The 11,269-nt window shown below is 39.1% G+C and carries 12 protein-coding genes; all 12 read right to left on the reverse strand.

Features of this window, described 5'->3' with window-relative positions:
- Positions 1–75 precede the first annotated feature (75 nt).
- The 12 genes from D1953_RS03555 to rho all read right to left on the reverse strand — a co-directional run bounded on the left by D1953_RS03555 (position 76) and on the right by rho (position 10,974).
- On the reverse strand, positions 76–663 hold the full coding sequence (locus tag D1953_RS03555) for a TIGR01440 family protein (RefSeq protein WP_119115805.1): 588 nt from the start codon (positions 661–663) through the stop codon (positions 76–78).
- A gap of 34 nt (positions 664–697) precedes the next feature.
- On the reverse strand, positions 698–1,138 hold the full coding sequence (rpiB, locus tag D1953_RS03560) for a ribose 5-phosphate isomerase B (protein ID WP_119115794.1): 441 nt from the start codon (positions 1,136–1,138) through the stop codon (positions 698–700).
- A gap of 99 nt (positions 1,139–1,237) precedes the next feature.
- Positions 1,238–2,527, reverse strand: a complete 1,290-nt coding sequence (locus D1953_RS03565; protein ID WP_119115795.1) for a methyl-accepting chemotaxis protein — start codon at positions 2,525–2,527, stop codon at positions 1,238–1,240.
- 24 nt (positions 2,528–2,551) lie between these two features.
- Positions 2,552–2,995: a low molecular weight protein arginine phosphatase gene (locus D1953_RS03570; protein WP_119115796.1), complete on the reverse strand. Its 444-nt coding sequence runs from the start codon at positions 2,993–2,995 to the stop codon at positions 2,552–2,554.
- Between the two features lie 373 nt (positions 2,996–3,368).
- The gene (locus D1953_RS03575) at positions 3,369–3,923 is read right to left on the reverse strand and encodes a manganese efflux pump MntP (protein ID WP_119115797.1); all 555 of its coding nucleotides are present in this window, start codon (positions 3,921–3,923) and stop codon (positions 3,369–3,371) included.
- Between the two features lie 136 nt (positions 3,924–4,059).
- A complete protein-coding gene (locus D1953_RS03580) occupies positions 4,060–5,103 on the reverse strand; it encodes an L-threonylcarbamoyladenylate synthase (protein ID WP_119115806.1) in 1,044 nt (347 codons plus the stop codon).
- 232 nt (positions 5,104–5,335) lie between these two features.
- A complete protein-coding gene (gene spoIIR / locus D1953_RS03585; RefSeq protein WP_119115798.1) occupies positions 5,336–6,214 on the reverse strand; it encodes a stage II sporulation protein R in 879 nt (292 codons plus the stop codon).
- 219 nt (positions 6,215–6,433) lie between these two features.
- On the reverse strand, positions 6,434–7,303 hold the full coding sequence (gene prmC, locus D1953_RS03590; RefSeq protein ID WP_119115799.1) for a peptide chain release factor N(5)-glutamine methyltransferase: 870 nt from the start codon (positions 7,301–7,303) through the stop codon (positions 6,434–6,436).
- Entirely contained in the window at positions 7,296–8,366 is a 1,071-nt protein-coding gene (prfA, locus tag D1953_RS03595; protein WP_119115800.1) for a peptide chain release factor 1, read from the reverse strand. The genes prmC and prfA overlap by 8 nt, the downstream gene beginning before the upstream one ends.
- Positions 8,367–8,610: 244 nt before the next feature.
- Positions 8,611–9,183: a thymidine kinase gene (locus D1953_RS03600; RefSeq protein WP_119115801.1), complete on the reverse strand. Its 573-nt coding sequence runs from the start codon at positions 9,181–9,183 to the stop codon at positions 8,611–8,613.
- A gap of 155 nt (positions 9,184–9,338) precedes the next feature.
- Positions 9,339–9,542 carry a 50S ribosomal protein L31 gene (gene rpmE, locus D1953_RS03605; protein WP_119115802.1) on the reverse strand — a complete coding sequence of 68 codons (204 nt, stop codon included), beginning with the start codon at positions 9,540–9,542 and terminating at the stop codon, positions 9,339–9,341.
- A 151-nt stretch (positions 9,543–9,693) separates the two neighbouring features.
- Positions 9,694–10,974 carry a transcription termination factor Rho gene (gene rho / locus D1953_RS03610; protein ID WP_119115803.1) on the reverse strand — a complete coding sequence of 427 codons (1,281 nt, stop codon included), beginning with the start codon at positions 10,972–10,974 and terminating at the stop codon, positions 9,694–9,696.
- Between the last annotated feature and the right edge of the window lie 295 nt (positions 10,975–11,269).

The following is an 11,269-nucleotide window of genomic DNA, read 5'->3' on the forward strand; positions in this document are numbered from 1 at the left end:
AACAAAGCTTAGAAAATAAAACAGAAAAAGCTGATGCAAACGATTGTTCACTACAACCCCTTGCATCAGCTTTATTTAACAACTGGTATTCATAACATCATTCGTATAAACTGCTCTTTCGCCGCCAATTAGTTTCGGACGCGTTTTAGCGAGGGTTACATGAGCGTGCCCAACCTCTTTGATTGATGTTCGAATTGGAACAGCAACATGTTTCACATGCATTCCAATAAATGTATCCCCAATATCGATACCTGCTTCAGCTGTAATATGCTCCACAACAACAGGATTATTTAACTGCTGATAAGCATACGTAGCCATGGAGCCGCCCGCTTTACGAACAGGAACGACAGATACTTCTTCATATCCCCGTTGCTCAGCAATTTCACGCGGTAAAACGAGCGCACGGTTTAAGTGTTCACAACATTGAAACGCAAGCCCAACCCCCGTTTGCAGTTGAAAGGCCTGCAACTCACCGTAAACCATTTCAGCTACGGCAAGTGTTCCCTCCGTACCAATTCGCTTACCGATGACTTCACTTGTACTGCATCCAATCACAAACAAATGCTTATCATTTAAATGAGCAGCGTCTTGAAACTCTGTTAAAATCGTACGAAGTTGCTCTCTCCACTTGTTCAATTCTGTTGAAAAAGAAGCCTCATCCATCATCTAGCGCATCCTTTCAAAAATGCTTACTTAATTATTTCCCTTCATAATCAGCAATTTTGCCGATACGATTTGCGTGGCGTCCGCCTTCAAATTCATTTGTCAGCCAAGCTTGTGCAATTTCACGTGCTAATCCAGGTCCAACAACACGCTCTCCCATAGCTAATACATTGCTATCATTATGTTGACGTGTTAGTTTTGCACTATACACATCATGCACAAGTGCACAGCGAACACCCTTTACTTTATTCGCAGCAATACTCATTCCAATCCCTGTGCCGCAAATAAGAATACCACGATCAAATTCTCCTTGAGCTACCTTCTCAGCAACCGGTAGTGCATAATCTGGATAGTCCACTGATGTTGAACATTCACAGCCAAAATCTTCATATGGAATTTGTAATTCATCCATTAATTGTTTAATTTCTTCACGGATTTTAATTCCTCCATGATCTGATGCAATTGCTACTTTCATCCTTATATCCCCCTAGATATTTGATATATGTATTGTGTCACAAAAGTATAAAAAGATAAAGAAAAGCAAGAAATCTTATCATGATTTCTTGCTCCACTATTAAATCCGAAATCGAGTAATAGTTTGCTTCAATTTCTCTGCTTGATCTTTTAAATCCGAAGCCAAACTATCTACATTCTCCATAATTAAAGCTTGTTCATGTGTAGTTGTCGTTACTTCCTCTGCTCCTGCTGACGTTTCTTCTGCAATAGCTGCTACTTCCTCCGTTTGCTGAGACGTATGCTCAATGCTCTCCATTTGACGATCGACAAGCTCAGTAATATCTTGAACTTCCGCTACCACAGCGTGAACCTTTTTCGTCATATCAGCAATGACCACATCGGTTTTGGCCCCTTTTTGCGCACCTTCATTAGCCGCTGCCACTTGCTCTGTAATTTGTCTAACAACAACTTGAACTTCGTGCTGAATATTTTGAATAAAGCCCGTGATACCTTGAACCGCTTTCGCACTTTCGTCGGCTAATAAACGAACTTCCTCCGCCACAACCGCAAAGCCTCTCCCATGCTCTCCAGCACGAGCAGCTTCAATAGAGGCATTTAAAGCAAGCAAATTCGTCTGTGCTGCAATATCGCCAACAAGCTCGATAATTTGGCCAATCTTATTTGCATTTTCCTCTAAACGCTTGACCGACTTTAAGGATGCTCGATTTTCTTCAGCTAAACTCTCAATTCCTTGTACGAGGGAAACAATCACTTCTTTACTCTTCAGCAGTTCATTCATCATTTCACTTGAAGAAGCAACGGATGCCTTCGCCTTACTTTGTACTTGATGTGCAATCATCGTGACATCTTCCATAGATTCAGCCGTACTCATAATAGATACAGCTGAAGTATCTGCACCTTTTGAAATATCATCAATTGTAGCTGCAATAGTTTCCGCTTGCTGAGAAGCCTTCTTCGCTTCTTCTGAAATATGGATGACTTTACGATTCGTTTCTTGAAAATTCTCCTCAATGCTTTGAACCATTTCTCTTAAGTTAAACAACATATGATTGAAAGCAACACCTAGAGAACGAATTTCATCATCCGCCTTCGCTAATTCAACTTCTTCTGTAATATTTCCATTCGCTGCATCTAATGCTACTGCCTCTAATTTGCGCAATGGATTAATAATCACGCCTGCTGCAAAAAAGGCAAGTATACCCGACCAAATAATTCCTAATGATAATGTAATAATAATAAAAGCAACTAAATTCCATTCTGGAAAAAATAATGGTTGTAGAACAAAAATAAACAAACCTGACGTTGTATAAGTAACTAAGGCTACCAATGTAATAAAAATGGCCATTTGTTTTCGTAAGCCGAACTTAAATTGCTTTCTCTCTGCCATTGCTTTTCCCCCTTGTACACGTGCCTACACTCCTAATTTCTTAATTAGTTTAGTAATTAAGGACTCAAGCTCCCTAAATGTTTCTCGATATACATCTTGCGAACCACCATAGGGATCCATAACATCCGTATTGTTTATATCGTCATTTACGTACTCTTTTAAAGTGAAAACCTTATCCAAAGTATTTGGGAAAGAATTAATAATGGTGGATTTATGTCCTTCTGTCATCGTAAGAATATGAGTAGCCCACTCCAATTCTTCTTCTGACAACGACATAGAGGAATGATGATGTATAATATTATGCTCACGTAATGTTTTTTCGGCATATACGGAGGCTTCTTGACCCGTAGCTGCATATACACCTGCTGATTTCACCTGAACTCCTGGAATATTCTTGTCTTTCAAAATCGCTTCTGCCATAGGACTTCTACATGTATTCCCTGTACAAACGAAAAGTATTTTAATCATTTTATCGAACCTCCTTTATTTTTATAATTATACATGACAGCCCTATGAGTCTTGTTGATACTTTTGGCCTACTTATTATTAAAATGTAACATATCATTACTGTAAAAAACTAGATTTTCTCTGTAATTTTTACAGTAATTTCACATTTCCGACATCCCCCTTTATTCAACAAACTTCAAAATCTCAGAGCTTACGAAGTTTTGTTATGTATATCGCTCTACTATTGCATCAGCAATCGGGACACTACATCAAAAGCGCGGTTTAATAGGGATAATTACCCACATCCCTAATCGTAACGCATATCAAGAGCAGAAACAATTCACGCACTATTAAATTTTTATGAACTTTTTCACAACTACAACTGTATTAGTATCTAATTAAACAGTAACAATTTTAGTCCGAACGCACAAAGAATACTTCCACCTAATATTTCACTGTATAACCCTAAAAGACCTTGAATCTTCCTTCCAATCAATAGCCCGCTCCATGTTAAAATCATCGCCGCCAAACCAAAGCATGTAAGTGCCAGAATAGTCCTCGCTCCATAAATCCCAAGTGTTAAACCAACGGAAAAGCTATCTAAACTCACACTTAAAGCAAATACTAGCAACCCTTTGCCGACTGGTGCAAGCGCAGCACTTTCCCCGCCTTTTATACCTGAAAACAACATCTGAATTCCAAGAAGAATAAGCAATATCCCTCCCGCATAAGCAGCAAATGTACCAAATTGTTCCGATAAAAACCGACCGCACATCATACCTAACAAGGGCATCCAGATATGAAAGAATCCAACTGTCAGCCCAATCTTGAATATTTGTTTTAGACGTAATTTAAACATTCCCATACCTAATCCTATAGAAAAAGCATCCATCCCTAAAGCAAATGCCATAATGATTAATGTAATCAGTTCACCCATAACAGCCTGCATACGATTCCTCCTCGAATATGCTTGTACTTATACAAGCTATGTACATCGGAGAAAAGTTAGAATCAAAATGAAACCATAAAAAAGGGAAGCACCCAGCTAATGATTAGCTGGGCGCTTCCCTTTAAAATACACTCGATTATTGTTCAATCATTTGTTGACCCGCCGCTTTACACAAACGATTCATAATCGCTTGACCAATGCCTGCCTCCGGGAACACTTCACTATAAATAATATCCACATGTACATCATCAAATTGCCGCAGTGCATCATATAGACCGCTCGCAACTGTGGATAACTCCGCTAAAGATCCTGGAGCTACAATATAGTCTGCTTCATACAACGCTTGATGCTCGCTAGCCGCAAGCAGACCTACTTTCATTCCCTCTGCTCGTCTCTCATTAATCAATTGCTGTATAAAAGCATTCTCACCTTTTACTAATATAAGTGGTGCCTTTGGGGCATAGTGAGTATATTTCATCCCTGGTGCCTTTGGAGCCTCGTCTTTTTTTACGAATGCTCGGTCTTCTTTTACCGGTCCAATAATCGTTTCTAATTGTTCTTTCGTCACACCACCCGGACGAAGAATGATTGGAATATCTTCTGTACAATCTAATACCGTCGATTCCACCCCTACTCCCGTAGGACCACCATCCACAATACCGGCTATACGACCATATAAATCATCTTGAACATGTTTCGCTAAAGTAGGGCTAGGCTTTCCAGATGTATTAGCACTTGGTGCAGCGATAGGAAGACCACTTGCCTCAATTAACTGACGAGCTACAGCATGATCAGGCATACGAACAGCTACTGTATCTAGTCCAGCTGTAACCGCTGCAGCTAGGGTTCCAGGCTTTTGCTTCAAAATAAGTGTTAAAGGCCCCGGCCAAAATGCATCCATTAATTGTTTCGCAATAGGCGGAATATCCATAACAATCTCTTCAAGCTGAGATTGGGATGCAATGTGGACAATTAACGGATTATCATTCGGGCGCCCTTTTGCCTCAAACACTTTTTTAACAGCTTCTTCACTTCTCGCATTTGCTCCTAATCCATATACCGTCTCTGTTGGAAAGGCCACTACTTCATTTTTAGCTAATAAATGAGCAGCCTCTATTATCTGTGGATAAGACTGTATATTATCCACATTTTTATCCACTATCCAAAGCTTTGTTTCCACAACTAACACCTTCATTTCATCTTCACATTTCATCTTACTTCAAATTGTTATTAAAACAACAAATATCGACATAAATTATCAACAATTATCCTCTCATACACTTAGAAAGTATAGAAGAATACACCCTATAATACAAATATTATCCACAAACTGTGTATAGACTGTGGATAAATATATCACAGTGACTTTGATAGCTGTGTACATAATGTGGATAAATTTGTGTATAACTTACCTAAAACACTTTAGAAAAGATTTCTGCAAATAAAGATTTTTCTACGATTTGCGGCTCTTCTTCTCCGTTATATACAGGTTGACTGGCGGTAACGATTTTTTGTGCCGGTTCTTCTTGTTGTCTTTCTTCCTCATCATATACAGGTTGATTAGCCGTAACCACTTCTTGTGCTGGTTCTTCCTGTTGTGGTTTTTCCTCATCGTGTACAGGTTGGCTTTCAGCAGCTTTCTTTGGCGCGATTTGCTGTTGTTCTTCCTGCTCTTCAACATTAGCATCAGTCTTATTTTCTTCCACTTGACTATTTTCTGTCTCAATGGGTTGTACAGACACAGATTCAGCAGGTACTTGTTCCTCTTCAAATGGAGTTTGACTTACTGCTGTCCCATTTGAAAAATCAAGGAAACACATCGGTGGAAATAACACACACCACCAATTCGCTCCATCCCCTTCACCTAATGTAATAATGACAGCCTCATAATCACCTGCTGGATATAAATATTGACCATACAGTTTTGTCGGAAATTCTGCTTGACCAAAATCTACTTGTACCGACTGATCCAATCCTTCCTCAGCCATTACACGCTCAGCCGTTGCCTGAATATCATCTAAATGTGACGTAATCACTTTCCTTGCTTCCTCTAATGACGTTAATTCCGCCACCCATTCTGTAATATCTTTATTCACTTCATCCCGAATTAAACGTTTAACAGCCTGATCTGCTTCCCGATCACTATTAGCTAGTATTCTTAAACGAATCGCCTCATCCGGAATAACCATCGTATCCGCTTGTGCCGTTTCCTGCTTCGGTATATATAAACTAATAATTGTTCCTATTGTTAAGATTAATAGATATATAATAGCTAAGTTTCGTTTCTTCATTCCTCTCGCCCCCTTGTACCCACAGTCTCACCAATTTTTCCATATCTTAAACTAGTAAATTAATATATTTTCTAAATGGTGAGATGGGAAAGGGGCTTGAAAAACTTCCTCATATGGACCGGCTGTGTAGACAGCCTATTTCAAAAAAGACTCTCCCATAAAGTGAAACTTACGTCAGCAGAGTTTTACAGCGCAGGATAAAAAGGCTGCCTAAAGAGTCTAGACCAGCCTCGCAAATACCATACGATCTTTTCCGTTTATATCATATTCCACCGATACTTCAGCCTGGCTAAACGCACCGCGCAAAAGCTCGGCCACACGTTCACCTTGACCCGCACCAACCTCAAAGCCAATTAATCCAGGAATACTCATTACAGATGGCAATTCTTCCATAAACCGTCGATAAAAATCGAGGCCATCCATACCTGCAAATAGCGCACGATGCGGTTCATGCTCCGTCACCACTTCAGACATCTCCATCCTATCAGCATCCGGAATATAAGGCGGGTTGGACAATAACACATCAAATTGTTGACCTGCTTCTATAAAGGGCTTCAATAAATCTCCCTGAATGAATTGGACATCCGCTTCTAAAGCTTGAGCATTCCGCCTCGCTACTTGCAGGGAAGGACTAGCGATATCCGTCGCCGTGACTTGTAGACGCGGTTCTTCAAGCTTCATGGTAATGGCAATTGCTCCGCTGCCAGTACCTACATCCACTACATGCACTTCTTTATCTTTAGGGAACATCGATTGAATTTTGCGCAGTGTATGATAGACTAATTCTTCTGTTTCCGGCCTTGGAATAAGTACCTCTTCATTAACCAAAAACGTTCGTCCATAAAACTCTTCGCTTCCTATAATATATTGAATTGGCATTCCTTCTGCATGTTGTTTGACAGCTTTTTCAAAAGCAGTGAATGCATCACCCGATAATTCATCACGCAAGCTTGCAAATAGCTGCGAGCGACTCATTTGTAAAACATGCTGCAATAACAGCTCCCCAGCATTTGCATCACGACCGTATTCCTTTAAAAAAGAAGAAGCCCAATTGAGGGCTTCGTATACTTTACGCACGGAACTACTCATTAGCTTGCTCCAATTTCGAAGATTGATCTTCTAAAATTAATGCGTCAATTACTTCATCTAGTTTCCCTTCCATAATTTGATCTAACTTTTGAATCGTTAAACCAATACGATGGTCAGTTACTCGATTTTGCGGGAAATTGTACGTACGAATACGTTCTGAACGGTCTCCGGTACCAACCGCAAGCTTTCGATTTTGATCGTATTCCGCTTGAGCTTCTCTTTGAAACTTATCATACACACGAGCACGCAACACTTTCATCGCTTTCTCTCTGTTTTTATGCTGCGATTTTTCATCTTGACACGTAACAACGACGCCTGTAGGAATATGGGTTAATCGAACAGCTGACATCGTCGTATTAACACTTTGACCACCTGCACCAGAAGATGCATATGTATCAAAACGGATATCTTTATCATGAATTTCAATTTCTACTTCTTCTGTTTCAGGTAAAACGACTACTGTTGCCGTAGACGTATGAATGCGGCCGCCTGACTCTGTTTCAGGAACACGTTGAACTCGATGAGCGCCATTTTCAAACTTCAGCTTCGAATACGCCCCTTGACCATTAATCATAAAGATAATTTCCTTAAAGCCGCCTAAACCTGTTGCATTCGCCTCAATGACTTCTGTTTTCCAGCCTTGCATTTCAGCATAACGGCTGTACATGCGGTATAAGTTCCCAGCGAATAAAGCAGCCTCATCTCCACCAGCCGCACCTCGAATTTCCATAATAACGTTTTTATCATCATTTGGGTCTTTCGGAATCAGCAAGATTTTCAATTTCCCTTGAAGCTGTTCTTCTGCTTCTTCTAGCTCACTAAGCTCTTCCTTTACCATGTCTCGCATATCTGCATCCAGCTTCTCTTCAAGCATCGCCTTCGCATCTTGAATTTGTTCTTTTACTGATTTATATTCTTTATATGTCATAACCGTTTCTTGAATATCTGATTGCTCTTTCGAATATTCACGAAGTTTTTTCGAATCATTAATTACTTCCGGATCACTTAATAATTCATTTAATCGTTCATATCTATCTTCTACTGCTTGTAATCGATCAAACACGCTTATTCACCTCATTATGTTCTCTGCCGTACACCAAGAACTCGACTTTGTAATCACACTTCTTTCATTATAGTATATGCAAATAATGAACGTCAAAGAGATTCAAATGAACTGCAAACAATACTAAAAAACGAAACGAACATCAAGAACTTATCCTTCCTATATATAAAAAGCTGATCTCTCTTAGCGCAGGAAAAATCAGCTTTATCATGGAATATTCTTTATTTCTCGCTCATTTTCAAAGTTATAGCGGTGGATGAGCATGGCACTTCCTACAAACTGGATAATAGGTATCATTTCCGCCAATTTGTATTTGGTCCCCTACATAAATTGGTTTCCCTTGTTCATCTACTCTTAAATTCATAATGGCTTTTCTATGGCAGAACCAGCATATAGTTTTCATTTCTTCAATTTTATCAGCGTATATTAATAAATAGCGACTTCCTTCAAATAATTCATTTTGGAAATCATTTTTAAGACCAAATCCCATAACAGGAATATCTAATTCATCGACGATTTCTGTTAATTGCAGAACATGCTCTTTTTTTAAGAACTGCACCTCATCTACTAATACACAATACGGCTTTTCAGCATGCTCTTTGACGATATTCACAATATTCGTTTCATCAAAAATAGGAATTGCTTTTCGTTTTAGTCCTATTCTACTCGAAACATGCCCTACCTCATCCCTTGTATCGATACCAGAAGTAAACATTAAGACCGGCTTATTTTGTTCTTCATAATTGTACGCTACTTTTAAAATTTCAATAGACTTCCCGCTGTTCATAGCCCCATATTTAAAAAATAATTGTGCCATTAAAATCCTCCTTGCTCACTTACTTCACAGCATACCGAATGACTTGCTTTCTATCCATTTTACCAAGCCAAATACAAAAATCCCTTTTCGTTTATCCGTTTAAAGCCATAAAAAAACAGGCAAGATAATGCACTTGCCTGTTTTTTAACTTCACCTTATGATTTAAGGCCGTATTTTTTGTTGAAACGGTCAACACGTCCGCCAGCTTCAGCGAATTTTTGACGTCCAGTGTAGAATGGATGACATTCAGAACAAGTCTCAACTCGGATCTCTTCTTTTACTGAACCTGTTTCAAATGTGTTACCACAAGAGCAAATAACTTTTGCAGTTTTATAATTTGGATGGATTCCAGCTTTCATTCTTTTCAGCTCCTTCTGCCCTGAATCTTGCGAAACAGAGTTATATTAACCAAGATGTGATTGCAATAACCACACATTTATTGTAAAAACACATGAATCTATTATAACAAGTCCAAGGGCGTTGTGCAAGTAGTTTCATGAATACTCCTGACTAAGAGCGTTTTGCACTTGCAACTCCCTTTTTCATTTCCTCATCTAACTTGCTAAAAAATTCTTCATTGCTCTTCGTTTGTCTTAAGCGACGCAGGAACTTCTCGGCAAAATCAGGAGAATCAGACATCGTTTTACGGATAGCCCACAGCTTGTCTAAATGTTCTTTCGGAATCAGAAGCTCTTCCTTCCTTGTTCCAGAACGTCTAATATCAATCGCTGGGAAAATACGTCTTTCTGCCAATGAACGATCTAGATGAAGCTCCATGTTACCTGTCCCTTTAAATTCTTCATAAATAACATCATCCATACGCGAACCTGTATCGACTAATGCCGTAGCTAAAATCGTTAAACTGCCGCCCTCTTCAATATTACGCGCAGCACCAAAGAAGCGCTTTGGTCGATGGAAAGCCGCTGGATCAATCCCTCCGGACAATGTACGTCCACTTGGTGGAATGACAAGGTTATAGGCACGAGCCAAACGCGTAATACTATCCATTAAAATAATAACATCGCGTTTATGCTCCACTAAACGCATTGCACGTTCCAGCACAAGTTCAGCTACTTTAATATGATTTTCAGGCACTTCATCAAACGTTGAACTTACAACATCGCCCGCTACCGAACGTTCAATATCTGTTACCTCTTCCGGACGCTCATCAATAAGTAAAACAATCAATTCCGCATCAGGATGATTCGTTGTAATGGAATTAGCAATTTCTTTAATGAGCATCGTTTTCCCTGCTTTTGGAGGGGCAACAATTAAACCACGTTGACCAAATCCAACAGGGGCTAACACATCCATAATTCTTGTTGATAAGTTTCTAGGAGTCGTTTCCAATTTAATTTGACGATTTGGATATAACGGCGTTAAACCAGGGAAATGCACACGCTCTTTAGCGGACTCCGGATTATCTCCATTAACCGCCTCCACGTGCAAGAGTCCATAATAACGCTCGTTTTCCTTCGGTGGGCGTACTTTCCCCGATACTTTATCCCCATTACGTAAATCAAATCTGCGAATTTGCGACGCAGAAATATAAATATCTTCCGAACTAGGAGAATAATTAATCGGACGTAAGAAGCCAAATCCCTCTGAAGGAATAATTTCTAATACACCCTCCATAAACAGCAACCCGTCTTGTTCAGCTTGAGCCTTCAAAATAGCAAAAATCAGTTCCTTCTTCGAGAGCTTGCTGTAATAAGACACTTTATACTGACGTGCGTGCTCATATAGATCTTTTAGTTTCATGTTTTCTAAATTAGAAATAGTTAAATTCATTCTGACACCACACTTTAGTTAATTAGACATATTTCACCCATACTGAAAAAAGAAATGATTAATGGATAGAAAGAAAAACCATAATCTTGTACCTGAACCGGCTTTTCTCTTTTAGAAAGGATGATACACTCTCACTTTAATGAAGAAATAAATGGAAGGCTTCTTGAAGTTAGGAGTTAAAGGTAGAATATTTTTTTATATTATAGGAAATTAAGTTTTATTGTACTTCCTTTAAATTAAATATTCAACTTAAAAAATTTTTAATCGAGTAGAGGGAAAATAAATGTATTATTTT

Origin of the sequence: Peribacillus asahii (assembly GCF_003570725.1) — a bacterium.
Classification (GTDB): domain Bacteria; phylum Bacillota; class Bacilli; order Bacillales; family DSM-1321; genus Peribacillus; species Peribacillus asahii.

What these genes read in the sequence shown, in the direction of transcription:
- D1953_RS03555 (WP_119115805.1), bottom strand. Translation starts at nt 663, where the DNA reads ATGGATGAGGCTTCTTTTTCAACAGAATTGAACAAGTGGAGAGAGCAA.
- rpiB (WP_119115794.1), bottom strand. Translation starts at nt 1,138, where the DNA reads ATGAAAGTAGCAATTGCATCAGATCATGGAGGAATTAAAATCCGTGAA.
- D1953_RS03565 (WP_119115795.1), bottom strand. Translation starts at nt 2,527, where the DNA reads ATGGCAGAGAGAAAGCAATTTAAGTTCGGCTTACGAAAACAAATGGCC.
- D1953_RS03570 (WP_119115796.1), bottom strand. Translation starts at nt 2,995, where the DNA reads ATGATTAAAATACTTTTCGTTTGTACAGGGAATACATGTAGAAGTCCT.
- D1953_RS03575 (WP_119115797.1), bottom strand. Translation starts at nt 3,923, where the DNA reads ATGCAGGCTGTTATGGGTGAACTGATTACATTAATCATTATGGCATTT.
- spoIIR (WP_119115798.1), bottom strand. Translation starts at nt 6,214, where the DNA reads ATGAAGAAACGAAACTTAGCTATTATATATCTATTAATCTTAACAATA.
- prmC (WP_119115799.1), bottom strand. Translation starts at nt 7,303, where the DNA reads ATGAGTAGTTCCGTGCGTAAAGTATACGAAGCCCTCAATTGGGCTTCT.
- D1953_RS03600 (WP_119115801.1), bottom strand. Translation starts at nt 9,183, where the DNA reads ATGGCACAATTATTTTTTAAATATGGGGCTATGAACAGCGGGAAGTCT.
- rpmE (WP_119115802.1), bottom strand. Translation starts at nt 9,542, where the DNA reads ATGAAAGCTGGAATCCATCCAAATTATAAAACTGCAAAAGTTATTTGC.
- rho (WP_119115803.1), bottom strand. Translation starts at nt 10,974, where the DNA reads ATGAATTTAACTATTTCTAATTTAGAAAACATGAAACTAAAAGATCTA.